Annotated in this window: 23 protein-coding genes and 1 other annotated feature; of the genes, 14 read left to right on the forward strand and 9 right to left on the reverse strand. The window is 37.8% G+C overall.

Going from position 1 to position 24,813, the window contains the following annotated elements; all coding sequences use genetic code 11:
• Positions 1-111 precede the first annotated feature (111 nt).
• Positions 112-1,683, reverse strand: coding sequence for a PucR family transcriptional regulator (locus CSE16_RS07290; protein ID WP_099423294.1), 1,572 nt, complete (start codon positions 1,681-1,683; stop codon positions 112-114).
• A 189-nt stretch (positions 1,684-1,872) separates the two neighbouring features.
• Between CSE16_RS07290 and CSE16_RS07295 the strand changes: the two genes are divergently transcribed.
• From CSE16_RS07295 to CSE16_RS07325, 7 genes are all read left to right on the forward strand, one after another.
• Positions 1,873-3,117: a Zn-dependent hydrolase gene (locus CSE16_RS07295; protein ID WP_099423295.1), complete on the forward strand. Its 1,245-nt coding sequence runs from the start codon at positions 1,873-1,875 to the stop codon at positions 3,115-3,117.
• Positions 3,118-3,140: 23 nt separating this feature from the next.
• Entirely contained in the window at positions 3,141-4,544 is a 1,404-nt protein-coding gene (gene hydA / locus CSE16_RS07300; protein ID WP_099423296.1) for a dihydropyrimidinase, read from the forward strand.
• Positions 4,545-4,724: 180 nt separating this feature from the next.
• Positions 4,725-6,092: an NAD(P)-dependent oxidoreductase gene (locus tag CSE16_RS07305; protein WP_099423297.1), complete on the forward strand. Its 1,368-nt coding sequence runs from the start codon at positions 4,725-4,727 to the stop codon at positions 6,090-6,092.
• 12 nt (positions 6,093-6,104) lie between these two features.
• Positions 6,105-7,367 (forward strand): NAD-dependent dihydropyrimidine dehydrogenase subunit PreA, encoded by a 1,263-nt coding sequence (gene preA / locus CSE16_RS07310; RefSeq protein WP_099423298.1) that lies wholly within the window; start codon positions 6,105-6,107, stop codon positions 7,365-7,367.
• A gap of 258 nt (positions 7,368-7,625) precedes the next feature.
• Positions 7,626-9,140 (forward strand): NCS1 family transporter, encoded by a 1,515-nt coding sequence (locus CSE16_RS07315; RefSeq protein ID WP_099423299.1) that lies wholly within the window; start codon positions 7,626-7,628, stop codon positions 9,138-9,140.
• A gap of 17 nt (positions 9,141-9,157) precedes the next feature.
• Complete coding sequence (locus CSE16_RS07320; protein ID WP_099423300.1) at positions 9,158-9,361, forward strand: hypothetical protein; 204 nt, start codon at positions 9,158-9,160, stop codon at positions 9,359-9,361.
• Between the two features lie 386 nt (positions 9,362-9,747).
• A complete protein-coding gene (locus CSE16_RS07325; protein ID WP_099423301.1) occupies positions 9,748-10,926 on the forward strand; it encodes an MDR family MFS transporter in 1,179 nt (392 codons plus the stop codon).
• Positions 10,927-11,008: 82 nt separating this feature from the next.
• Here CSE16_RS07325 and CSE16_RS07330 read toward each other — a convergent pair whose 3' ends face one another.
• Positions 11,009-12,370: a sodium-dependent transporter gene (locus CSE16_RS07330; protein WP_099425777.1), complete on the reverse strand. Its 1,362-nt coding sequence runs from the start codon at positions 12,368-12,370 to the stop codon at positions 11,009-11,011.
• Positions 12,371-12,447: 77 nt separating this feature from the next.
• Positions 12,448-12,676: a binding site (T-box leader), on the reverse strand.
• A gap of 565 nt (positions 12,677-13,241) precedes the next feature.
• On the opposite strand from CSE16_RS07330, the gene CSE16_RS07335 reads away from it, so the two are divergent.
• Both CSE16_RS07335 and CSE16_RS07340 read left to right on the forward strand, forming a co-directional pair.
• Entirely contained in the window at positions 13,242-13,715 is a 474-nt protein-coding gene (locus tag CSE16_RS07335) for a DUF3021 family protein (protein WP_157764760.1), read from the forward strand.
• A gap of 55 nt (positions 13,716-13,770) precedes the next feature.
• Complete coding sequence (locus CSE16_RS07340; protein WP_099423303.1) at positions 13,771-14,313, forward strand: ATP-dependent exonuclease; 543 nt, start codon at positions 13,771-13,773, stop codon at positions 14,311-14,313.
• Between the two features lie 42 nt (positions 14,314-14,355).
• Here CSE16_RS07340 and CSE16_RS07345 read toward each other — a convergent pair whose 3' ends face one another.
• From CSE16_RS07345 to CSE16_RS07375, 7 genes are all read right to left on the reverse strand, one after another.
• Entirely contained in the window at positions 14,356-15,639 is a 1,284-nt protein-coding gene (locus CSE16_RS07345; protein WP_099423304.1) for an alkaline phosphatase family protein, read from the reverse strand.
• Between the two features lie 5 nt (positions 15,640-15,644).
• The gene (locus CSE16_RS07350) at positions 15,645-16,829 is read right to left on the reverse strand and encodes an MFS transporter (RefSeq protein WP_216641142.1); all 1,185 of its coding nucleotides are present in this window, start codon (positions 16,827-16,829) and stop codon (positions 15,645-15,647) included.
• Between the two features lie 345 nt (positions 16,830-17,174).
• Complete coding sequence (locus tag CSE16_RS07355) at positions 17,175-18,182, reverse strand: HAAS signaling domain-containing protein (RefSeq protein ID WP_099423306.1); 1,008 nt, start codon at positions 18,180-18,182, stop codon at positions 17,175-17,177.
• On the reverse strand, positions 18,169-18,516 hold the full coding sequence (locus CSE16_RS07360) for a PadR family transcriptional regulator (RefSeq protein WP_099423307.1): 348 nt from the start codon (positions 18,514-18,516) through the stop codon (positions 18,169-18,171). The genes CSE16_RS07355 and CSE16_RS07360 overlap by 14 nt, the downstream gene beginning before the upstream one ends.
• Before the next feature lie 220 nt (positions 18,517-18,736).
• The gene (locus CSE16_RS07365; protein ID WP_099423308.1) at positions 18,737-19,573 is read right to left on the reverse strand and encodes a DUF4097 family beta strand repeat-containing protein; all 837 of its coding nucleotides are present in this window, start codon (positions 19,571-19,573) and stop codon (positions 18,737-18,739) included.
• Positions 19,570-20,172 carry a DUF1700 domain-containing protein gene (locus CSE16_RS07370; protein WP_099423309.1) on the reverse strand — a complete coding sequence of 201 codons (603 nt, stop codon included), beginning with the start codon at positions 20,170-20,172 and terminating at the stop codon, positions 19,570-19,572. Before CSE16_RS07370 ends, CSE16_RS07365 begins: the two co-directional genes overlap by 4 nt.
• Complete coding sequence (locus tag CSE16_RS07375) at positions 20,165-20,485, reverse strand: PadR family transcriptional regulator (protein WP_099423310.1); 321 nt, start codon at positions 20,483-20,485, stop codon at positions 20,165-20,167. The genes CSE16_RS07370 and CSE16_RS07375 overlap by 8 nt, the downstream gene beginning before the upstream one ends.
• 625 nt (positions 20,486-21,110) lie before the next feature.
• Here CSE16_RS07375 and CSE16_RS07380 point away from each other — a divergent pair.
• From CSE16_RS07380 to CSE16_RS07400, 5 genes are all read left to right on the forward strand, one after another.
• Positions 21,111-21,263, forward strand: coding sequence for a YpzG family protein (locus CSE16_RS07380; RefSeq protein WP_099423311.1), 153 nt, complete (start codon positions 21,111-21,113; stop codon positions 21,261-21,263).
• Between the two features lie 503 nt (positions 21,264-21,766).
• Complete coding sequence (locus CSE16_RS21765; RefSeq protein ID WP_099423312.1) at positions 21,767-23,461, forward strand: methyl-accepting chemotaxis protein; 1,695 nt, start codon at positions 21,767-21,769, stop codon at positions 23,459-23,461.
• Positions 23,462-23,566: 105 nt separating this feature from the next.
• Positions 23,567-23,872: a methyl-accepting chemotaxis protein gene (locus tag CSE16_RS07390; RefSeq protein ID WP_099423313.1), complete on the forward strand. Its 306-nt coding sequence runs from the start codon at positions 23,567-23,569 to the stop codon at positions 23,870-23,872.
• 32 nt (positions 23,873-23,904) lie between these two features.
• Positions 23,905-24,435 carry a methyl-accepting chemotaxis protein gene (locus CSE16_RS07395; protein WP_099423314.1) on the forward strand — a complete coding sequence of 177 codons (531 nt, stop codon included), beginning with the start codon at positions 23,905-23,907 and terminating at the stop codon, positions 24,433-24,435.
• Entirely contained in the window at positions 24,392-24,610 is a 219-nt protein-coding gene (locus tag CSE16_RS07400) for a methyl-accepting chemotaxis domain-containing protein (protein ID WP_099423315.1), read from the forward strand. The genes CSE16_RS07395 and CSE16_RS07400 overlap by 44 nt, the downstream gene beginning before the upstream one ends.
• The last annotated feature ends 203 nt before the right edge of the window (positions 24,611-24,813 follow it).

Here is a 24,813-nt window from a genome sequence, read left to right on the forward strand (position 1 = left end):
AGGTGATTTCCGTTCCGGCTGGACGCTTTCCAGAAGGCGTCCGATGAACCCCTAGGAGTCGCCCAGCCTCCACTCCAATCAGTGTTAACTTTGATTAAAGGTACTTCTCAACTATTGTTGCTGAACACCGAGTGACCATTCATTGGCGACTAGCATCAATTCTAGTGCTAAGCGTTTTTCTGGCTTCATAAAATCATGACCGAGTAGTTGTTCGATTTTCTCCAAGCGATGATACAGCGTTTGTCTGACGATAAATAGTCGCTCGGAAGTTTCTTTTTTTAGACCATTTGTTTGCAAATAAACTTTTAACGTTTCGACTAATTTACTGTTATGTTTTAGGTCATATTCTATGAGTGGGTATATATATTCAGCTACCATATCCATAATGGAAGGATTTTTTTGTAATTGTAAAATTAAATGATGGAGGTGTAGATCTTCGTAGAAATACGAAAGCTCTTGTGATTTCCAACGAATTTCTAACGTGTCTTTGGCTGTAGTGTAGCTATTTTTGACGGCTTGTAGATGGGTGACGTATTTGCCAACTGCAAACAAAATGTTTAAATCGGCATACTTATATTTCATATTATTATCGTGTATTTGTGCAATCGCTTGTTGGATACGTAGCTTATATGTTTCTTGCTCACGTAAATTCGCTAAAATAAAAATAAGTTGTTGATTCTTTTCTAAGATAAACGGATAAAAGCCAAACTTCTCAAGCACATTGCGCGCAAACAACTTATAGTACGTGACATCACTACTTTTACTCTTTTGAATTTGATGAATCATGACAAGCCAATGATTTGAAGTGCTACTTGCATGATGGTCTTGCATAAAATGTGTCAATTCTTCGGTAGTAGCTATACCATTCAGCCACTTTTCTAAAATTTCACGATCCTCCATCCCTTTCTTCTCTTCAGCATATAATTCCCGCAATAAATATTGTGATAGTGCAATAACCGTGCGATCTAGAATGAGTGCATCGTATTCATTGATTACGCGCTCTGGAGAGAACAAACAAACCTCACCATAGTATTGGTTGAAAATATTGACATCACAGTGTATAAAATGTTTTTCTACATAATCGGGGTTTGCTTGGTGCATCATCTCATACTTGTCCTGATAAATATTCGGGATGAAAATAGGTTTTTGCCCGTTGAATGTAAAGATGACCTGTAGTCTGAGATGTTTATATAAATGCATTAAAATTTGCTCGTAGTTGTTGACTGTAAGTGTATATTTGTTCAATTGTTGCGCGTAGTCTTCAAGGTTTTTAATCATTCCGTATTGCTGATTGATTAACATGCTGTGTATGTCTTGTGTAATTTCGACAAACGCGACTTCTTTTTGAAAAATGATGAGTGGAAATTGATAGTCTGTAGCCATCTGCTGAATAAAATTAGGGATCTTTTGAATGGAACTACCTAGTTCAATGCAAAGCCCTGCAGCTTTTGACGCAATTAATTGGTGAATAAATTGTTTAAAACCTTCATTATTGTCTTTTAAATGAATACCAGTCGTCAAAATTAATTCATTGCCCTTTAATAACTTGGCAGCTTCCATACTTTCGACAATATGTACCCATTTGATGACATTAAGTTGTCCTTTCGCACCTCCAATCAGCTGAGCGCTATTGAATAACTTTTTCGTCATCACATCTGATACAGTAAGTGAAAAATCATTCATACCTTCATTCCTCCTCCTAGAACGAGCAGCATGTCCATAGCAACCCTCATATTAAAGAATAATTTATCATATACAAAATACATATGCACATAATTTTTAGGTTTTATAGATATATATGGTAAATGATTTCTATTTTAGAATTTACCCAAAAGGAGATATTTTAACTAATGTGAAAGAGGGGACTAGCATATGTATAAATGTAACAGTAGTCGATTACAAGAGTCTATTGAACAATTTAGTCAATTTGGAGCTACTGCAAATGGTGGAGTAACTCGTTTAACTCTATCGAAAGAGGATGTATTGGCGAGAGATTATTTTTGCGAGTGCTGTAAAGCGTTAGGCATGGAAATTGCGGTAGACGATATGGCAAATATTTATGCGATTTTACCTGGGAAAAAGGATTTACCGCCAATTGTGATGGGTTCACATTTAGACTCGGTTGAAAAAGGGGGCAAGTTTGATGGTGTGTTAGGTGTTTTGACCGCATTAGAGGCGATTAGGACGCTAAAAGAAAACGACATTGAACTAGATATTCCATTAATGATTGTGAATTTTACGAATGAAGAAGGTGCGCGCTTTGATCCAGCAATGATGAGTTCTGGTGTGATTTCTTCAAAATTTAATAAAGATGAAATGTTGCAATCGGTTGATAAAAATGAAATCACTTTCAAAGAGGCGCTACTAGCGAGTGGGTATATGGGTGAAAAAGAAAACCGTTTAACAGAGGCCCTTGCTTATATTGAACTTCATATAGAGCAAGGCCCTGTATTAGAAGCAAAGCAACTAGAGATTGGTGTGGTTGAAGGTGTTTTAGGTATGGTTTGTTATGAAATGACGATTACAGGGGAGTCAAATCATGCTGGAACTACACCGATGTCGATGCGAAAAGACCCAATGAGTGTGGCAGCCAATATTATAACTTCTTTACATGGCCAGCTTAGTAAAGTCGAGGAAGAGCTCGTATACACATTTGGTCGGATGAACGTTTTTCCTAATATTCATACTGTGATTCCGAGCAAAGTAACATTTACACTTGATTCGCGTCATCAAGATCCAGAAGTGATGCGGAAAGTTGAAGAAATCTTACAAGGTTTACCTACTGTACAAAATGGCTGTAACATCCAACCAGTCAAGCTATGGGGAAGAGATACTGTATTTTTTGACGCTACCATTTGTAATGAAGTGGAAAAATCATGTCAGAACTTTGGCTATTCTTCTCACCGAATGTTTAGTGGGGCAGGCCATGATGCGCAGTATATTGCAAGTTTTATTCCATCAGCGATGATTTTCGTGCCAAGCATTAATGGTAAAAGTCATTGTGAAGAGGAAAAGACGACTTTTGAAGACTGCGTGAAGGGTGCAGATGTGTTACTAGAAACCGTTTTGACGCTACAAACAAAGTTCAGTATTGGCGAGACATACACTGTAAATTAATGAAACGAAGGGTGAGGGGTATAGTGAAAAAAATTATTACAGGTGGATTAATTACGACAGCAACAGATGTGTATGAGGCAGATATATTAATTGAAAACGGAAAAATTATTCAAATTGGCAAAAGTTTATCAGCAGACGGGGCAGAAATGATTGATGCTACTGGCAAATACGTCATGCCAGGGGGAATTGATCCGCATACGCACTTGGATATGCCGTTTAATAACACGGTGACAGATGATGATTGGAAATCTGGTACGATTGCCGCTGCTTTCGGTGGTACGACAACGATTTTAGATTTTTGCTTAACTGCTGGTGAAGAGAAACTTGGGCCAGCTGTAGAAAAGTGGCATGAAAAAGCAAAAGGAAACTCAGTAATTGATTATGGTTTTCATTTAATGATTGGTGAATTAACGCCTGAAACAGAAGCCGAGTTACCGGTATTACTAGAGAAAGAAGGAATCACTTCGGTGAAAGTGTTTATGGCTTACGCGAAAGAGTTCCAAGCGTCAGACCGCACACTTTTTAAAGCATTCAAAATTGCGAAAGAAGTGGGGGCTGTCGTAATGGTGCACTGTGAAAATGGCTCCGTTATTGATGAACTTGTAGAAGAAGCGAAGCAAGCTGGTCATACAGCGCCAATTTATCACGCACTGACACGACCGGCGGAATTAGAAGGTGAAGCGACTAAAAGAGCAATTGAGCTAGCACATATTGCAGGAGCCAAGCTTTACGTTGTACATGTTACTTGCAAAGAGGCAGTAGCTGAAATTATTGCAGCACGTGAAAAAGGATATGACGTGTACGGAGAAACATGTCCGCCTTATTTAACATTAGATCAATCGGCGTTAGCACAGCCAGGTTTTGAAGGAGCGAAATACGTTTGGTCACCGCCACTTCGTCCGAAAAACCATCAAGAGCATTTGTGGAATGCATTAAAAGCGAAGCAACTGCAAACAATTGGCTCGGATCAATGTTCATTTAGCTTCAATGGTAAAAAACAATTAGGTTTGAATGATTTCTCTAAAATTCCAAACGGGGGACCGTTTATTGAAGATCGATGTGGCATTTTATATTCCGAAGGTGTAGCGAAAGGGAAAATATCAATCAATGAATTTGTCGATATGGTTTCGACGAGTGCAGCAAAGATTTTCGGTTTATACCCACAAAAAGGAACGATTGCAATCGGCTCTGATGCAGATATTGTACTTTTCGATCCTACGGTAAAACGTGTGATTTCAGCGAACACACATCATATGAATGTGGATTACAACCCGTATGAAGGTTGGGAAGTTACAGGTGAGCCCGTTAGCGTACTTGTGCGCGGTGAGTACGTGATTAAGAATAAAGAATTTGTTGGGGTATTAGGCAGTGGACAATACATCAAACGTCAACTAACACCGACTACTGTAGAAGCAATAAACATCTAACTGTATATCACACTCGTTGATTGAAGTGGAGGCTGGGCGAGTGCTCCTGTCGCTCCGCTTTCGTCGTAAATAGGGATTAGCGACCTATAGGCTACGCCAGTAAGCGCCAAGTTGAAAGGGAATTAACTTAATTTTACGATAATGAACCATGAAAAAAGTATACATGAGGGGGATGTGGAAATGGTTCCGATTCAAGAAAATGCAATGACTGCACAACTTAAGCGAAATTTTGTTGAAATGAATAGTAGGATGACGAAAAATGAAGCAATAGAAGAGGCCAATCGTTGTCTATATTGCTATGACGCACCTTGTATTACAGCTTGTCCGACAAGTATTCCAATTCCAAATTTTATAAAAAAAATTGCTTCAGGTAATATGAAAGGTTCGGCTATGACGATTATGGATGCCAATCCCATTGGTGCCAGCTGTGCGAGAGTTTGCCCGACAGAGGAGTTGTGTGAGGGGGCGTGTGTTTTAAATGCCTCTACAAAACCAATTAAAATAGGACACTTGCAACGTTACACAACAGATTGGGCGATGGAATCGGGAGTGGAACTATTTAAAAAAGGTCAAACAAATGGTAAAAAGGTGGCAATTGTAGGATCTGGTCCTGCCGGTTTATCAGCAGCACGCGAGCTAAGTCGTTTCGGCTACAGTGTTACAATTTTTGAAGCCGAGGAAAAAGCAGGCGGTTTAGGAAGCTACGGTATCGTATCATTCCGTTTACCGAACGAAGTCGTAGATTGGGAAGTGGAGCAAATTGTAAAGCTCGGTGTGGACATTAAAACAAATACAACTGTTGGCGTGGATATTTCTGCTGATGAAATTTTAGCGCAATATGATCGTGTTATTTTAGCAGTTGGTATGGGGGGCGTGCCTAATCTTGGTATCGAAGGTGAAGAACTAGATGGTGTGCATGATGCCATTGAATTTGTAAAGAACACGAAAATCGGTTCACTGACTGAAGACTTAGTCGGAAAACGTGTTGTAGTCATCGGTGCTGGAAATACAGCTATTGATGGTGCGACATGTGCTGTGCGATTAGGTGCTGAACAAGTAGAGATTCTTTACAGAAGAACACAAAAAGAGATGACAGCCTACCAATTTGAATATGAATTTGCTAAGCAAGATGGTGTTGTATTTAAGTGGCTGACAGCGCCAAAGAGAATTATCGGTGACGAAGCAGGAAAAGTAGTTGCACTTGAATGCGTCAAAATGAAGCTTGGAGATGCGGGTGCAGACGGCAGGCAAAGACCTGAAGTAGTTAAAGGATCTGAGAATGTAATAGAAGTGGACGCTGTCATTAAAGCAATTGGGCAAACACGCTTTGTATCGCTCATTGAAGCTTTTGGTTTACAGCATACAAATGGTGTAGTAGATATTGAAAAAACGACAATGCAGACATCCAATAAGAAAGTATTTGCTTGTGGAGATGTTGTGTTCGGGAACGGTCAAGGGGAAGCAATGGTTGTAACAGCTGCGCAACAAGGTAAAGATGCTGCTTATATCATTCATGAGCAATTAAAAAAACCTAGTGAGATTGCATAGGGGGGACACTGCATGGCAGACTTACGAATAAACTTAGCGGGGATTAAATCACCGAATCCATTTTGGCTAGCATCAGCACCACCGACCAATTCAGGCTATCAAGTACAACGTGCATTTGAAGCGGGCTGGGGTGGCGCAGTTTGGAAAACATTAGGTGAACCGATATTAAATGTTTCTTCACGTTTTGCGGCTGTCAGTTTTAACGGCCAGAGAGTAGCAGGCTTTAATAATATTGAACTGATTACGGATCGCCCGTTAGAGGTTAATTTACAAGAAATCTATGAAACAAAAAAAAGGTTTCCGAATCATGCAATTATTGTTTCATTAATGGTAGAGCCGAAGCAAGATAAATGGCATGAGATTGTCAAAAAAGTAGAAGCTGTAGGGGTCGATGGTCTTGAGCTTAACTTTGGTTGTCCACATGGAATGGCCGAACGAGGAATGGGCGCTGCCTCTGGTCAAGTCCCGGAATTGGTGGAAAAGCAGACGTTTTGGGTCAAAGAAGTAGCACGCACGCCAGTCATCGTTAAGTTAACGCCGAACATCACAGATATTACAATTACAGCAGAAGCGGCAGCACGAGGTGGAGCTGATGCAATCAGTATGATTAATACCATTAACAGCTTAGCGGGTGTTGATTTGGATTCATGGAATACGGTGCCGCATGTTGGTGGGAAAGGGGCGCACGGTGGATATTGTGGCCCTGCTGTAAAACCAATTGCACTAAATATGGTCGCAGAGTGTGCCCGTAATCCGTTTTTCAATGTTCCAATATCGGGCATCGGAGGTATTTCAAACTGGCAAGATGCTGCGGAATTCATATTGATGGGGGCAACAGGCGTACAGGTTTGTACAGCGGCTATGCATCATGGCTTTAGTATTGTAGAAGATATGATTGATGGGCTAAATAACTATTTAGATGATAAAGGCATTGCTTCGGTAATGGATTTAGTAGGTCAATCAGTATCACGTTATTCCGACTGGGGTGACTTAGATTTAAATTACAAAGTTGTCGCTGAAATCAATAATGATGTATGTATTAACTGTAATAAATGTCATATCGCTTGTGAAGATACGTCTCATCAATGTATTGATCTGTACACAGAAAGTGGTCGTCCGATGCTAAAAGTCCGCGAACAAGATTGTGTAGGATGTAATTTATGCTCGATTGTGTGCCCCGTAGATGGTGCGATTTCGATGGTTGAAAGAAAATCGAGTATAGCGCCAATGACGTGGAATGAACGGCAATCACTTATTAGTAATTTCGCTAAATAAAAGTAGGGTTGATTTCCGTTGCGGCTTAGCGCCTAATAAGCCGCTTCACTTGCTCCAATTAATGAGCAATCTAAAATTAATATGAACTTTCTTTAAAATCATACCTAATTTTGGGTGATTGAAACTAATAGCACAAATAAAACCATCAGCTTAACGCAGGATGCCCACCATTAATGATATATTGGCTTTGGGGTAGAGTTATAAAAAAATCGACTTTTTGTTCGTGAACTGGAAATCTAAAATAAGGGAGAGACATGTATGGCGAATGGTGGGAATTATTTAAAATCACCAGATTTACTTCCAGTGACACATCAACAAAGGAATATCGGGACGTTTGGTTTTGCAGTAATTTGGGTTGGGATGGCAATTGTATTAGCCGCTTTTGCAATTGGTGGAGCAGGTATTATAAGTTTGTCGTTGCCGATGGTTATTTTAGCGACAATTATCGGCTCAGTTTTAATCGGTGTGTTTATGACATTAATCGGTGATATCGGCATAGAGCATGGCTTATCCTTTCCAGTTTATATGCGTGCCCCATTTGGTACAATTGGGACGCATATACCGTCGCTTGTTCGTGGCGTTACCGCTGCGTGTTGGTTTGGGATTAACACCTATTTTGGTGCGCTTGCAATAAATGGTATTTTAAACTTACTAATTGGCTTTAATAATTGGTTTTTATGTTTCTTGATTTTTGCAGCGTTGCAATTATTTAATACATCTCTCGGCATTAAATCCATTGAGCGCTTTGCAGATTTCGCAGCACCAATTATTATTTTAATTTCGTGCTGGATGTACATTACGCTAGCAGATAATGCAACGACTCAAGGAAAAGATGTTTGGTCATGGGTAGAATCACCAACAACAGGAATGACAGCATTTACAGCCTTCATGGTTGTGGTTATGGCAAACATGGGATTCTGGGCAACATTAGCAGCTGATATGCCGTCACTATCACGTTTCTTTAAAGCGCCAAAAAATGAACGTAATTGGTTCAAACGCAATAAAACACAATTAGTTGGTTCATTAATCGTGATGCCGATTACAAATACATTTATCGTAGCAATTGGAGCCGTTTGTTATATGGCGGTGGCATCTGCTGATCCTGTAAATGCATTACAACAAAGTGCAAGTGGATTTATTTTAGGAATTTTATTACTGATGATTGTATTAGCACAATGGTCTACGAATACGTCAGCAAACGTTATTCCTGCGGCAACAATTTTCTCTAACATTGGTGGACCAAAAGTTCCTTTCTGGGTTGGGGTTATCGTAGCAGGGATTATTGGGATTTTGGCACAGCCTTGGAGCTTATTTGGTGTTTTGGTCGAGGCACTATTAATCATTGGCGGTATTTTAACAGCCATTGTAGGTATTTTATTTGCCGATTATTATTTAATCCGAAAACGTCGCGTAAACGTAAAAGAACTTTACGAGTTAGACGGTCAATTTAAGTTTATGAATGGCTTTAATTTAGCGGGTTTAATCGCTTGGGTGATTGGTGGTATCTTAGCGAATATGTTCCCAACCTATTCTTCATTGATTGGTTTCTTCGCCGGCGCTATCATTTATTATGTGTTAGCGAAATATTGGTGGTTTAAAAAGTACCCGCAAGCTGAACTAATAGATCCAAGTGACGAAAAGTATCTAGGTATTACAATTGGGCATGATTGGGACGATATAATCGCACAAGAAATGGAACCGGAATCAGTACCAGTTCTTTCAATTGTGTCAACTGAGGTGGACACAATAATCGAAATAAAAGGTACTGAATAAATAAGCGAGGTGTGTGTATGTCAGATTATTTATTAAGTATGGAAGAAATGGAACAATTAGATGAGTATTTTGACAGGGGCTTTAAAGTACACAATGTGTATGAAAATTTAAGTGGGATGTTTGTCGAGTTTGAGCGACAGGAAGTAGTTTGTTTGCCGATTTTAACAGCAGAAGCGCGTAAATATTTTGCGGCAAAGCTTCAAGAACAAAAGGTGTTGTAGGAAGTTGGATGATAGATTACATTTGTGTATCAGCCTTAATGTGTTATTGAAAAAGTGAACTAGTAAGACGTACTAGAGAAACTCTTTCTAATGATATTGACAATTTTAGGATATTCATATAAATTTATTACTACTCTCAATATAACAGAAAAAGAAATAGTTTTAGTGGAACGATAGATATTCAACACATACTTGTCTCTTGGCAGACGAGTATGTGTTTTTATCATCGGGTAATGGATGTTAAAAAACACATTACTCGATGATAAAGCCCTAGGCGGATGTCACAAATTTTGCAGGCATAAGCAAACTTCAAATTCCAGACGCAATTACGCCTTGGCGTAATTGTTCAAGTAAAATGTCACAATTAATGAAAGAGGATCTATAAAGTGAAATCCATCTTCAATTATTTTCATCCACTTGTTTGGATTATATTAAGTGGGACTATTTTTGCTCGAACAGCTAGTTTTATGGCCATCCCTTTTTTAGCTTTATACTTACATAATCAACTTCAGGCATCTCCTTCACTTATTGGTTTAACAGTAGGGGTCGCGCCACTTTTTGCAACGTTTGGTGGTCTTGTTGGCGGATACTTAACGGATCGTTTTAATCGAAAAAACGTTATTATTAGTACGGTATTTGTTTGGAGCTTAACATTTCTCGGTTTTGCTTTAGCACCATCTGCCATATATTTTGTAATGTTAAATGCGTTAAATGGGCTATGTCGTTCATTTTTTGAGCCTGGTACACAAGCGCTGATGATTGATTTTACGGAGGACGCCAAAAAACGAAGACTCTTTTCTGTCCGTTACACAGCGATTAATATTGCCGCGGTGTTGGGACCGTTGTTGGGCGTTTGGGTTTCGAGCATGTCGAGCGCGTCTGTACCATTTATGATTACAGGCATCATGTATGGAATTTACGGTGTATTTTTATTTATTGTGCTGAACCGTTATGAAATGAAGCAACAAAAATTAGCGGCGGGTCATCGAATAGGGGCAATCATTGGTGCAGTGAGAAAAGACCAAAAATTGCTATATTTTATTGCTGGTGGAATCTTGATTACATTTGGTTATGCACAATTTGATTCGACGCTACCGCAATTGATTGATATGAAAGTAGAGGACGGGGTAAAGCTGTTTTCATATGTCATCGTGGCGAACTCGATTACCGTGTTAGCATTACAACTTCCACTGACAATTATGATTGAGAAAATGTCAATCTACAAATCTCTAAAAATAGGTGTCATGATTTTTTCGGTCGGTTTGTTATTGCTTGGATTTTCCGATAATGCGTGGATGTTTATTGGCAGCATGGTGATTTTTTCAATCGGAGAAATTTTCTGTTTCCCGATGATGAATGCCGTTATTGAAGAAATTGCACCAATTGATCAAAAGGGCATTTATTTAGGGGCAGGGCAGCTAAAAAATTTAGGTGGTTTTATCGGTCCCGTTGTAGGTGGCTGGATGTTAGTTGTTACTGTTGATTGGATGTATGTCGTGATTTCATTTGTCATGTTAAGTAGTATTTTAGTCTATCGAAAAGCGCTTCATGTGCAAGAAACCTAATGATTGCATAAAAAAAGTGACGAACGTTTGGCAGAATTTCTGCAAGCGTTCATCACTTTTGTATTTGGTAGGGTGTTTTATTCTAGAAAAGTGCAATAATTTTATCAAGTATACCTGTAATATCAAGGAATACGATAATAATAACAAGAGGAATAATATACTTCATAATGAAGAACCAAATGTTAAAGGCAGTTGCCCCTAGACGAGAATGCTGTAATAGTTCCTCTCGTAAAGTGCTTTTCTTAATTTTCATTGGTACGAAAATGGCGATTAAAAATACACCAAGTGGCATTAAAATATTACTTACTAAATAATCGGCCGAGTCGAAAATGTTTTTCGAGAAGATTAATATATCCGAGAAAACACTATAAGATAATGCAGAAGGAACACCTACTGCAAAAATTAAAACACCAATAATATAGGCATATTTTGTGCGCTTTTCTTCTTTTCCTTTAACAAAAGTGGCTACAATAATTTCTAACATTGAAAAGGCAGAAGTCAATGTGGCAAATAAAAATAATGCTAAAAATCCTAATAAGAAGGCTTCACCAAAAATAATTTGATCAAACACAGCTGGTAATACTACAAACAGTAAACCAGGTCCTTCAGCTGGTTCTAAACCTAGTGAGAAAACAGCTGGGAAAATAGCTAATCCTGCTAATAAAGCGATGAATAAATTCATGGAAACGATCGAAATAGCAGGCTGAACTATACTTTCTTTTTTTGAAAGATATGAACTATACGTTACCATTACGGATACACCGACACTTAAAGAGAAGAAAGCTTGCCCCATCGCAAACAGAATACTTTGTGAAGTAATATTTGAGAAATCTGGTGCTAGAAAGAATTTCACTCCTTCCATTGCATTATCGAGTGTAAGTGAGCGAATGATTAGAACAAAAAATAGTAAAAATAATGCGGGCATCAAAATTTTATTAACTTTTTCAATCCCATTTTGAATCCCTTTTGCGACTACTAGCACAGTAATTGCTAAAAAGGCAAATTGTGCGCCAATAACTAACAGGGGATTGGCAATCGTTTCATTAAAGACAGCGCCGTAATTTGCACTTTCACTAATGATACCTCCAAACAAACCTTTGACAAAATAAATGACAATCCATCCACCAATTACACTATAGAAGGATAATAATAGGAAACAAGTAAATACCCCGAGCTTACCAATCCAATGCCACTGTGTATTAGGCGCTAAACTCCGGTAAGCACTAACCGCTTCTTTTTGTGTGCTTCTCCCAATAATAAACTCCGCTAATAATAGGGGGAAACCAATGAATAATGAAAATAAAATAAAGAGAAGAAAGAATGCTCCTCCTCCACTTACTCCTGTGACATAAGGAAGCTTCCAAATTGCGCCTACTCCTATAGCTGATCCAGCAGCAGATAAAATAAAACCAATCTTTGATGACCATTGCTGTGATGTTTGAATGCTAATCAATCCAATCTGTTTTTTATTTCTTGTCCCTGATAGAAAAAAAGACAAATAGCCACGTCTCTATCTGTAACGATAGGGACGTGGCTATTCACGCGGTACCACCCTAATTGGAAACAAAAATTGCTTCCCACTTGTAAAAGTAACGGTTTAATCCGTTTTCATACCACGTATTTCAAAAAAGTAGTATAAAAAAAGCTCAAAGAATGAAATTCACACAGATCTTTGTATCAGTTTCCACCAACCACTGATTCTCTGCCAACAGGGAGATCTGGCTTAATATGTTCTTGTCATCGCTCATTAAATATTTAGAATAATAAACGAAATTATAGTATGATAACACCTTTTGGTCAAGTCTTTTATCAAAATAATGAAATCTCAGCCTCTAATTATTGATCTAATTAAGTTAAACAAAAGATTCTATATAGCCTTTGATGTAAGTTTTCTATTATGGATTCTTATTGAGTGTGTGCTTGTATGGCTGGCTAAGCACATGAGTCACACAGCTTTGTGCAAGGCCAGCCTTTATAAAGTTTTACTTCCGAATCTTTCTGCATTTATTGCGCCGCTACCGTGGGAGGAGGCGTAATCCTAATTAGATATTCATCTCAATCGGAAAAAATTCATCCTATTTTTGGAGCTATTGAGAAGAAGGAATCGTACTAAAATTTCCCCATAGCAGGTCCTTTTAAGTAACAAAAACATTCTGCAAAATTGGGGGTAGACGGCATGTATTGTAAGTGCGAATGTATTACAAGGCAGATTTTAGTGTTGAACTAGTATTTCAATATTTGATTCAAACATATGAAACGAACTTTAGATCAAGAAGAGAATGATTCAGATTTCAAGAAGAAATTGGGGGTGTAGCATGATGCAAAAGGCAATTTCAACGACGATCCAATCATTTGCAGTGGGATGTATGATATTTATGTTATCGCTCTGTGTGTCGTATTGGGAAAGAGGGGAAGAAATCTTTAATCAAATTCAAACGAGATTTGACTTTATTGTCCTCGAAATTTTTATAGTTGCCCTTATTGGAGGAGGCTTTGGACACTTCATTTATCAGCTTAACATAAAGCATAAAGTTCAAGTGTTTCTTCATTATGCAACAACAATAAGTGCGATTTTAGTCGTATCCATTTGGTTAGAGTTCGTATCCATTTGGTTAGAGTTCGTATCCATTTGGTTAGAGTTCGTATCCATGTCTTATATCAATCTTTTCATGTATTTCATTTCTACAAGTGTGATTTTCTTTATCATTTGGTATGTATCTTATGTGAAATTGAAAAAGGAAGCGGACTTGATTAATTCGGCGATTATGAATGCGAAAAAAAGCAGGTGATTTATATTTGGTTTGGTATATAATTGAAATTATAACACAGATTAGGGGGTACGCTATGTTTAAAAATACTTCACCAAGATTATTTTTTTCAATGGCTGCGATTGCTATGCTCATCATATCACCATTTTTTGCAATCATTATGCCAATTATACTGATCGAAACATTTTTTACGCATGATGATACTAAGCTATATATTTATCCTTTTATGACAAGCACCTTAGTTATTGTTTTTGCCTTTGTCTTATTTGCAGTGGCATGTTTGCTGCTATTTTGGAAACGAGAAAAAGTGACATTTTTACTAAGCACACTTATCGTATTAGGGGGGATTTATACACTTTATAGTACGTCACAAATGTATACGGTCATTGACTCAGAACAAATTGTAGTGAAAAATATTTGGTCAGAGAAATCGGTAGAATGGGCAGATATGAGTGAAGTGGCTTTGGAATATGTATCCGGCGACTTAGGGGATTATGTATTTAAAATGGCGGACGGACAAGAATTTATCTTAAAAGAAAACAAATCACATGTAACGAGTTATATATATAATTTAGCAAATGCAAAAAGTATTCCATTCGTTGAAAGAGCGAAGGAATAAAGAAAGAGCCGAGGACGAGAATAAATGTCCTGGGCTCTTTTACTATTTGAATATCTCGATCAAAGCACGACCGTCAACATTCTCGAATGGGAGCTTTAAAATATGCGCAATCGTTGGTCCGATGTCGACAACACTCACATCACCTATATCAAATCCAGCTTTAATCGAACTGCCTGAAATAATCAAATTACTTGTGTAATCGGTTTTTTCAGGGGAGTAGCCATGTGTTGCATATTTTTGACCGAGCGCGTGTAAATCAACAACGACTTCTTTTGTATAGTCATCTTCAAAACAATAGCCTTCTTTTGCTTCAATCATATACTCGAACTGCTCATCTACGTGGAATTTGTCGAGTTCTTTTCGGGAATAAATCGCCTCGATGCCATATTTCGCTTTTTTTGCTAATGCCTCTAGCAAGGTTATTGCAGTAGCTTTTGCTTCTTCATCACCTTGTTGAACATGCAAATACGCTGCACCACCTGCACCTTGAACATAGGCGCGCCATTTCATTTCACCATTTTCCTCATAGATGAGTTCATTATCAAAAAATAAACGATTTAAATAAATTTTATAGCGAACATCTAGCTGTCCATGATCCCCAACGATTAAAAAGGTCGTTTCGTCACGAATGCCCGCATCTTCAACCGCTTTCACAAGCTCGCCAATGCGACGGTCCATTCGTTCCAATACGGCTTCTATATGAGGACCTTGTGTTCCATGCAAATGCTTCGAATCATCGAGATCGATTAAATGCATGAGCAACAAATTGGGCTTTTTGTTTATAATCGTATCAACCGCGCACTTTGTAATAAAATCATCTAAATACGGCTGCGCAATTCCTTGACGTACTTTCCCATATTTCCATTCCATCGCAAGCGTAAAGAGTTTACTGCCATTTTTTATAATTTTCAAAGCTTGATTTTCATTTTTAACTGCTTTTATTTCAGGAATATTGTAATGTATCGCCGCTTTTCCTGTAACGGGCCATAAAATACCTGCCGTTTTTAAGCCTTTATTCCGTGCGAATTCATAAACGGTGGGCATTTTCAAATCGTCTCGATACCAATGCCAGCTTTGCTCCTTTTCAGGTACAAAAGGTTGAAACGGGTTATTATGAAAAACGCCGTGTTTATTCGGATAAACCCCTGTTACATATGAGCTATGAATGACATAAGTAAGTGTGGGATAGACGCTTTTTACTCGATTCGTCGCTGCACCATGTGCAATCAACTGTGCTAAATTCGGCTTACATTTCGCACTATCCCAATTGTCTTTTGAAAAGGCATCATAGGATATGACGATGACATAATTATTTTTAGACTGCATAAAAATCACCTCACTGCATCGATATTTGCTGCAGGATCTTTCGGTAGTAGTAAGAACACGAGCAGCCCAATAATAAATAGCGGGATAATGGATAAAATACTATATTTCGCTACACCGGTCATCGTTGTTGTGAATGCCATTAAAAAGGGTCCGATAATGGCCGCGAATTTCCCGAATATATTATAAAAGCCGAAAAATTCATTCGAACGCTCTTTCGGAATAATTTTGCCATAATAGGAGCGGCTTAATGCTTGAATCCCGCCTTGTGCAGAACCAATCATCGCACCAAGAACGAATATATGCCACATTTCAGAAATAAAGAATGCGGCGATACATGCCACGATATACGTTAATATTCCTACAATAATCATGGAGCGTGTGGAGTATTTTTTTGCCAGTGTTCCATACAGTAATGCACAAGGAAACGCAATAATTTGAATGACTAATAAAATCGCAAGTAACATAAAAGTATTAAATGAATCCGAGCCTAAAACACTTGTTGCATAAGGCACGACCATTTTAATAATCGTATCAACACCATCAATGTAGCAGAAGTAAGCGATTAAGAAAATGAACACTACTTTGTAATTTTTAATTTGTAAAAAGGTCGTTCCTAACCGCTTAAAGCTATTGCCAACTAAATTCGTCTCTGGCTCGATGTAATGACGCTGCCTGACATCTTTGATCATTGGAATGGTAAATAATCCCCACCATAATGCCGTAATAAAGAATCCAATTTGATAGCCAATTGCCAAATCCATGCCCATAAAGAAAATGACAGCAAGGCTAATGCCAAATGGGATTACACTTGAAATATAACCAAATGCAAAGCCACTTGTTGATACTTTATCCATGCGTTCATCGGATGTAACGTCGACTAAAAAGGAATCATAAAAAATATTCGCCCCTGCAAAGCCGATACACGAGAGCACATAGACGACAATTAATAATTGCCACTGACCACTAGCTGGAGAAATGAATGCAAAGGATAAGGTCGCGATGATTCCGAGTAAAGCAAAGAACGTAAAGAAGCGCTTTTTCTTATCTTTATAATCGGCAAGTGCACCTAAAATGGGACTTAATAAAGCGACTAAAATACTAGCGAGCGAATTAAAATACCCAAGATCCATATTATTCACACCATCAAACATGCCAAAGACAATAGGGAAGAGGGCGGTCGTTATGGCCATTGAGTACGCAGAGTTCCCACAATCATAAAGTATCCAGGACTTTTCTTCTCTTGTTAACTTCAAACAATCCCTCCTTATGTACTGAATATTCTATTATTATATCACTTTCTGAATTTTACAATAACACGGAATTGTTAATGTGCTATCTTACTTCTATGTATATTTATGAAGAAATGTAAATAGCACACTTTTGAAGTCAAAAAAGAGCCTAGATCGTTCCTCTAGGCCCTTACTTGCATGAATTATTTTGGCTATCCATCAAAATGGCTGTTCTATCCGCCACTTCAACTTTCTATCCTTCTGCCCCGTTAATATCGCCAAAATTCCCAGTTATTTGTACGAAGATTACATTTTAGCTTTTCTAAAACCATTAAAAATATCGATAATTGAAATTATAATCATGACCGAAACGACAGCCCAAATTGTGCTATTCCACCAATTCAAAATGACTGAATCACTTGCCGCATTAAATACTTCCCCTGTATAACGGATGAACTCAGTATTAAATAAATTGGATTGTTGGATGAAAATAACAGTCACAATAATAAGCGCAACGTGATAAATCATATTCCAAACAGCTATTTTATTTGTCCATTTGCCAACAATCCACTTATATAAAATCAAACCAATTTCAAACAGAATTAGTGACCCTATAATTGGCCATAAAGTTAAAAGTACGTCTCGATTGAAAAGGGGGGCTACAAAATGAAGTTTGTCATGTGACCCACCTTGTTCGTAAATTCCGATAAGATCAGATGCTTTAAAGTAAACAGTAGCCCAAATGATTACACCTAAAAGTTCAAAAAATATTTCAGGTTTGGAAATTCGTTTCTTTTTTTCTACTGGCACGATGTTTTTTAAATCACTTGGTGTCCAAGGTTTTGGTAGCATCGACTTTTTGGCACCATCGTCCGTCACACGTTCTATGATCACAAAGATAATTGTAACCCAGAAAAATACTTGAGTTAATACTTCTACGCTTCCACCTATAAAGTGAATAACCAAATCAATACCAGATTCGATTAGCTGTGTATCTGGTGTGAAACTCGTGATTTGTTGAATGGTAAGTACGATAACATGAACGATAACGGCAATGGATGCGGCCATTTTTAAAATCGTCATATACGATTCAAATAACATCGGACCAATTAGGTAATTAGGTTGCCCGCGGTACTGATCGGCCAATTGAGCTGGATCCCCCAGTTTTGTAAGCGCGGTGTCTACATCATCTGCTGTATAGTCATCTGGAATCATATCCAAAATGGTTGACCTCAATTCCATTTCGATATCTGCACGTAATTTTTCGGGTAATCTTCTTGCTACTTCATAAATGTACAAGTTAATCTGTTCCATCTTTTTCATCCCCTTTAAGTAATAAGGCTAACTCATTAGATGTTTTTTCCCATTCGACTTTCAATGCCTCAAATACCTGCTTTCCATAATCACTTCGTACATAATACTTTCTCGGGCGGGTCTCAGTTGTATCCCAACTACTCGTTAATAATTCTTGTTTTTCTAAACGGCGAAGAAGGGGATACAGTGTGCTTTGGTCGATAGCAATACCCGATGTTTCTAACAACTGTACTAAAGAATAACCGTATTGTGGCTCGCTTAATTGGCTTAATACGGCAAGTGTCAATGTTCCTCTTCGTAATTCAGTCGTCAGTGAATTTAATAATTCATTCACACAAACACCTCGTTTTCTTTATAGTGTATATCGTACACTATTGTGGAAATGAAAACAATGGGCGTTAAAATTAAATTATGATTTTTTTCAAGAATAAGTCCTATTTGGGCTAATTGTTGTTTCTGAGGCAAAAAAAGAAGAGACTATCCGTTTTTTGCGGATGCCTCTGCTATATGGAGAATTTGATACTTATAAGATTTTTATAGGTATCTATTTTGGTTTATTTTAATGATAACTCGAGATCACCATGGGAGAGAGAAACTTCAAGCTGGTTATTCCCTTCATGTAGTTGGGATAGTTTCGTTCCAGAATCTTTATCGTTTACTGTGAGGTCTCCAAAGAATGTGCTCAAAACAAATCCGAGATCACTTTTTTTGTTTAATAACCTAAGGCCAACATCTCCAAAACTAGAAGAAATCGTCGTTTTTCCGTTTAACTCGCCAGTGACGTCAATATCGCCATGCTCGCTTTCAATTACTAAACTGTCACTTGAAAATTGATGTAACGTCAAATCCCCAAATGCATTATTAATTTCTGTATAACCTGCTTCAATGTTATTGAATGAAATATCTCCGTGGCGCACATCCAGATTGAGCTGTTCATAATTTAATTGTTGCAAGTTTACATCCCCGAAGCTAGAATCTACTGTAATGTTTGAGAGCAATACATCCTTAGGGACATAAATTTTAATAGAAGGCGATTTAAATGGTCCAAGGCCGATTGTCATTGCGTTTTCATTTTTGTTGCGAGACTTTACTGTTAGCGTATCGGCTTTTACAACATACGTAACATCTGACGTTTCAAAAGCACTTATTTCTAATGAAAAACGATCTGACGGAAGTATTTCAATATCCGAGTGTTCATTTGAAATGTTAATTTTTGTGAATTTGTCAAGTTCGTATGATTGGGACACAAAAGTTTTTTCGTTTGGTACGTAAAAACCTGTATTGTCTTTTAAAATATACCATTGTCCACCAGATGCAAAACCAATAATGGCGAATACAAGGCCGATTGCAATCATACAACCTGCAATAATTTTAAGCCGAGTAGTAGTCATTGGAAATCCCCCTTTCGTTTCCGTGTGATTTTCTGAAACATTTTAGCTAATATTTCTACACAGACAACACCAGTTCTTTTAATGAGACGGATTATGGTAGGCGAGATCAAGAGGCCAATGCCGGTTGTAACAAGCCCAAAACCAATAAATAGTAGTGCTGTCGGCCAATGTTCTATAATAATGAAAAAACCCGATATGAGCGCGACAAGTCCACTAAATAAAATACCACCTACAATAGCTAAAATAGCAATAACAAAGCTGAAAACGACTGCACCAGCTGAAATGATGAGCGCCACTGCCACAGCGAGAAGTGGTAACGAAAGTGGTGCCGATAATATAGCAAGGATGATTAGCCAAATTGCTGACATGTTCTTTTTCGTTGAAGGTGGTGTCGCGTCCAAATCTTTAATCGCAAAGTCGGCTAATATTTGTGCAGCCACTTGCGAAGGTGGTCCTAGCTGTTTTATGACTTGTTGCTCGTTCTCTTCTCCTGCTTCATCGAAATATTCTTCATAATAAATAAGTGCAGAATCAATTTCATGCACTGGGAGTCGGTGTAATCTACTCCTTAGGTTTTTTAAATAACCTGCTTTATCCATCTAATTTCCCTCCTAATAGTACACTGTCTACTTTTTCTTTATAAATTTTCCATTCGGTAAGAAGTTCTAGTAAACGCAAGTGCCCTAGTCCCGTAATCTGATAGTATCGCCTGTTCCTTCCTTGAAATGGCTGGTCATAGGTTGTTAAAAAATCAGCCTTTTGCAAGCGTCGCAATACAGGATAAAGCGTTGACTCCGAAATATTCATGACCGATTGGACTTCTTGCGTCAGAGAGTACCCGTAAGCATCTTCCTTTTCTAATATAGCGAGCACGCAAGCATCTAGTAAAGACGAGCCCAGTTGAAACGTCATCTTATTCACCTCACATTACTATACCTATATAAGGTTTTATATTATACGTTATATAGTATATGGATAGTATATGGCGTATAGTATTGATTTGTCAATAAATTTCAAATTTTTTACATAAAAAAGGCGAATGATAAATGGAATCTTAGTACTACTGCTGTATTAAATTCCATGCGTAGTTTTTTTGATTGGACAGCAAAAAAAAAATTTATAGTCATGTATAGTTTCATTGCAAACAGCTCATACTTATTTAGGTAACACTTATTCATCTAATTTGATGAGGAGGATGCATCATGAGTAATTCTAAGCCAGTAGAACAGGAATCTCAGGACAGTCCGCCACAACTGAACATTGAGTAAGCTTCATTTATATTACAGGCATGGTTAACCGGAGTTTTCTCTGAATAGTTATTGCTTGATATTTGAAGCTGAATTAAACCAGTTATAGTCAATTGTAGGCAATAAGTGTACTCGGACCCAGAATTATTCTGGGTCCATTTTTTTGAAGAAAAACATTTGGCAAAGGAACTGGGATCAATGAAACTAAAAAAAATGTATAATCATCGTGGAAATAGCCATATTAATAAGGATTTCACTTAAGAAATCTAATTTGATGAGGAGGATGCGACATGAGTAGGCCTAAAGAATTAGACCCAAAATCTCGAAAAATCCGCCATAACTGGTCAAGGATGAAGCATGCAAAATCTCAAGTAAATGGGCAAACAGAGATTACTCTGCATAACCGTATCTTGAGAAGCGAAGCGAAAGCCCGACAGTTTTAATCAGCTAGAAGTAATAAGTGTCATCGAGCCCAGAAATTATTTCTGGGTTTTTTGTTTTGAAATTTTTTATCCTTTTTATGATTTATCCAATATAACCATTAATTTAGTATTCCTTTATTTATTTTAGTTTTACATTCAAAAATTCAATTGAATAATAATTGTCGCATCAATTCGAATTGGCGATTTTTATTTACAACTTTTTTAAAATAGGCTCTATTATAGGGATATTGCTTAGTTCGGTGGGTATAAAGGTGTGTTAAAGGGTGCTATAAAATATAGACTTTTTCATACAAAAGTGTACTAATATAACTCGTCTATCTTGTAATAAAGTAAAAATTACTATTTTTGTAGGTACAAGGATCAATGGTGTGTCTACTTTTTTTATGTGAACTTAGTATGAAATACGCAATTAGAGCGATAGGTTATATTTGGGGTATATGCTATATTTGAATAAAATAACTACAATTTTATGGGTGCAGGAGAAAAGTGAGGGGTACATATTTATGAGCAATACATTTCGTTTCAAAACAATTCGCGCTAAGCTATTAAGCGCCTTTTTTGTCATTGTCTTTTTTATTTTTGGCTTTAGTACATATAATTATTTTGCTAATACGCGCGTCATTACTGCCGGAGAAAATATTGTACAAAAGGAATTACAACTGCTAATAGCTAGTGAAAAATTGGCATCGTCGATTAGTATTCGATCATCGGCAGCGAAAAGCTATGTATTAACAGGAAATAAGGCCTATAAAGAGTCATTTCAGCAATATATTGAAATTGCAGAAGCTAATAATGCCATCTTGAGCGAATTTGGGACAGATGAAAATTTGGCGGGACTTGTTGAAAAGGCAAGAGAATGGCGAGGAATAATACAGACACAAGTATTTGATGAATATGATAAAGGCAATAAAGAGCTTGCCGTTGAAAATTTGAAATCGGCGGATGCTCTAGCAGGGGAAGTAATGCTAGGCTACGAAGAAATTGCATTAGCACGTGAAGAAGCGATTAATGTACTCGGTAATGAAATGATTACACAGTCGAAGGTAACAATGTACGTAGGAGCATTCATTGGTACGATAATTATCATCCTTGCAATTATCGTCGCTATTATAACAGCGCGTATCATTACGAATCCGATAAAAGAGGTCGTACAAAAAATTATAGCGATGGCCAACGGGGATATGAGCCAAGCTCCATTAATACAAAAAACACAAGATGAAATTGGGTTGCTTGTGCAATCGGCAAATAGTATGAATAGTAAGCTACACGGCGTATTGAGCTCGATTCATGAAGTTTCTGAAAATGTTGCAGCAAGTAGTGAGGAGCTCGCGCAATCTGCTAATGGGGTGAAGGATGGTTCGGAACAAATTGCTCTTACGATGACGGACTTAGCAGACGGCTCAGAATCTCAGGCAAGTAGTGCAAGTGATTTAGCAAATATGATGGAACACTTTAAAGTAAATGTACAACAAGCTACGGATGAAGGAACTACAATGGCCAAGCATTCACAAGAAGTTTTACATTTGACAGAATCAGGACAAGGACTAATGAATGCTTCCACACAGCAAATGTACACAATTGATCAAATTGTCCAAGAAGCTGTGTCCAAAGTCGAAGGGTTAAATAGTCAATCACAAGAAATTTCAAAATTAGTCGATGTAATAGATGGCATTGCCAATCAAACAAATTTACTAGCTTTGAATGCAGCAATTGAAGCAGCACGAGCTGGCGAACAAGGAAAAGGATTTGCCGTTGTAGCTGATGAAGTACGTAAGTTAGCTGAGCAAGTTTCGCTTTCTGTTACAGATATTTCATCTATTGTGACACGTATTCAAAGTGAAACAACGGGTGTTACAACTTCACTGCAAATAGGCTATGACGAAGTGAAAAAGGGAACGTTACAAATTACCAATACGGGTAAAACGTTCGACAATATCGCGACAGCTGTGAATCTTATGTCGTCGAATATTCAAGGGATTACAAATAACTTGCAAGGTATTGCTACGACAACAGAGCAAATTAATCGCTCTATTGATGAAATTGCAGCGATTACGCAGGAATCAGCTGCTGGAGTCGAACAAACGACTGCAACGATTGAGGAAACAGCGGGAGCAATGGAAGAAATAGCGAGTAGCTCGGAGCAATTAGCGATTGTTGCTGAAAGTTTAAATACGCAAGTACAACAATTTAAGCTATAAAAAAGTAAGGAAGTCTTCATAGTTATGTGCATTTGCACACTGTGAAGACTTTTTTCTTATTTATTAGAATATTCAAAAGTGATAGAATAAATAATACTTTATGTTTTGACTTGTCAGGGAAAGGGTGGATCAAAGGGTGATTTAAGTCAACCGCCATTAGAACAAAAAACACGAGATGAAATTGGGTTACTTATACAATCGACGAACACTGTTAATAGCACTTTACATAGCGTATTGAGCACGATTCATGAAGTTTCTGAAAATGTTGCGGCAAGTAGTGAAGAGCTCGCACAATCCGCGTTAGGGGTGAAAGATGGCGCTGGACAAATCGCAATAACGATGACGGATTTAGCAGATGGCTCAGAATCGCAGGCGAATAGTGCAAGTGATTTAGCACAAACTTTAAAGTAAATGTACAACAAGCAACGGATGCAGGTTCAACAATGGCTAAGCATTCCCTTGAAGTTTTACAATTAACTGATATTGGCCAAGGATTAATGAATTCATCAACTCAGCAAATGTATACAATTGATCGAATTGTACAAGAGGCTGTGTCCAAGGTAGAGCGATTAAATAGTCAATCACAGGAAATTTCAAAATTAGTTGTTGTTATTGACGGTATTGCAAACCAAACGAATTTACTAGCATTAAATGCAGCGATTGAAGCAGCAAGAGCAGGCCAACAAGGGAAAGGCTTTGCGGTTGTAGCTGATGAAGTACGCAAACTGGCTGAGCAAGTTTCCCTTTCTGTTACAGATATTTCCTCGATTGTGACACGTATTCAAAGCGAAACGATTAATGTTACAACATCACTACAAACAGGTTATGATGAGGTGAAAAAAGGAACAGCACAAATCACTGATACGGGTGAAACGTTCGAGAATATCGCTATGGCTGTGAATCTGATGTCTTCGAATATTCAAGGGCATCATGGAAAATCTACAAGGCATTGCCACGAAAACGGAGCAAATTAATCGCTCAATTGACGAAATTGCAGCCATCACGGAGGAATCCGCAGCCGGTGTCGAACAAACAACGGCAACAATCCAGGAAACAGTAGGATCAATGGAAGAAATCGCGAATAGTACGGAACAATTAACTACTGTGGCTGAAGAACTAAATATCAAATTGCAACAATTTAAGTTGTAGAAATAGGGAAGTCTTCATAGGTGCATATGCATATATGAAGACTCTTTTCTCTTTTTAGAATATTGATAATGTTTTATTGTAGCGGGATGGAAGAACATGTTATCTTGCATGCAATTGGGAAATTGAATTAAATAAACTCCCAATAGCGGAGAATGAAATCTCCTTATAAAAACCAGTGGCGAGGCATGGAGCATGTCCTATGG

This window comes from Solibacillus sp. R5-41 (assembly GCF_002736105.1).
Lineage (GTDB): Bacteria > Bacillota > Bacilli > Bacillales_A > Planococcaceae > Solibacillus.

Coding starts and splice junctions, on each gene's coding strand:
- CSE16_RS07320 (WP_099423300.1), top strand. CDS start 9,158: ATGTCAGATTATTTATTAAGTATGGAAGAAATGGAACAATTAGATGAG.
- CSE16_RS07365 (WP_099423308.1), bottom strand. CDS start 19,573: ATGACTACTACTCGGCTTAAAATTATTGCAGGTTGTATGATTGCAATC.
- CSE16_RS07295 (WP_099423295.1), top strand. CDS start 1,873: ATGTATAAATGTAACAGTAGTCGATTACAAGAGTCTATTGAACAATTT.
- CSE16_RS07395 (WP_099423314.1), top strand. CDS start 23,905: ATGGCTAAGCATTCCCTTGAAGTTTTACAATTAACTGATATTGGCCAA.
- CSE16_RS07370 (WP_099423309.1), bottom strand. CDS start 20,172: ATGGATAAAGCAGGTTATTTAAAAAACCTAAGGAGTAGATTACACCGA.
- CSE16_RS07350 (WP_216641142.1), bottom strand. CDS start 16,829: ATGGCCATAACGACCGCCCTCTTCCCTATTGTCTTTGGCATGTTTGAT.
- CSE16_RS21765 (WP_099423312.1), top strand. CDS start 21,767: ATGAGCAATACATTTCGTTTCAAAACAATTCGCGCTAAGCTATTAAGC.
- CSE16_RS07345 (WP_099423304.1), bottom strand. CDS start 15,639: ATGCAGTCTAAAAATAATTATGTCATCGTCATATCCTATGATGCCTTT.
- CSE16_RS07290 (WP_099423294.1), bottom strand. CDS start 1,683: ATGAATGATTTTTCACTTACTGTATCAGATGTGATGACGAAAAAGTTA.
- CSE16_RS07305 (WP_099423297.1), top strand. CDS start 4,725: ATGGTTCCGATTCAAGAAAATGCAATGACTGCACAACTTAAGCGAAAT.
- CSE16_RS07340 (WP_099423303.1), top strand. CDS start 13,771: ATGTTTAAAAATACTTCACCAAGATTATTTTTTTCAATGGCTGCGATT.
- CSE16_RS07335 (WP_157764760.1), top strand. CDS start 13,242: ATGATGCAAAAGGCAATTTCAACGACGATCCAATCATTTGCAGTGGGA.
- preA (WP_099423298.1), top strand. CDS start 6,105: ATGGCAGACTTACGAATAAACTTAGCGGGGATTAAATCACCGAATCCA.
- CSE16_RS07375 (WP_099423310.1), bottom strand. CDS start 20,485: ATGACGTTTCAACTGGGCTCGTCTTTACTAGATGCTTGCGTGCTCGCT.
- CSE16_RS07400 (WP_099423315.1), top strand. CDS start 24,392: ATGGAAAATCTACAAGGCATTGCCACGAAAACGGAGCAAATTAATCGC.
- CSE16_RS07315 (WP_099423299.1), top strand. CDS start 7,626: ATGGCGAATGGTGGGAATTATTTAAAATCACCAGATTTACTTCCAGTG.
- CSE16_RS07380 (WP_099423311.1), top strand. CDS start 21,111: ATGAGTAGGCCTAAAGAATTAGACCCAAAATCTCGAAAAATCCGCCAT.
- CSE16_RS07355 (WP_099423306.1), bottom strand. CDS start 18,182: ATGGAACAGATTAACTTGTACATTTATGAAGTAGCAAGAAGATTACCC.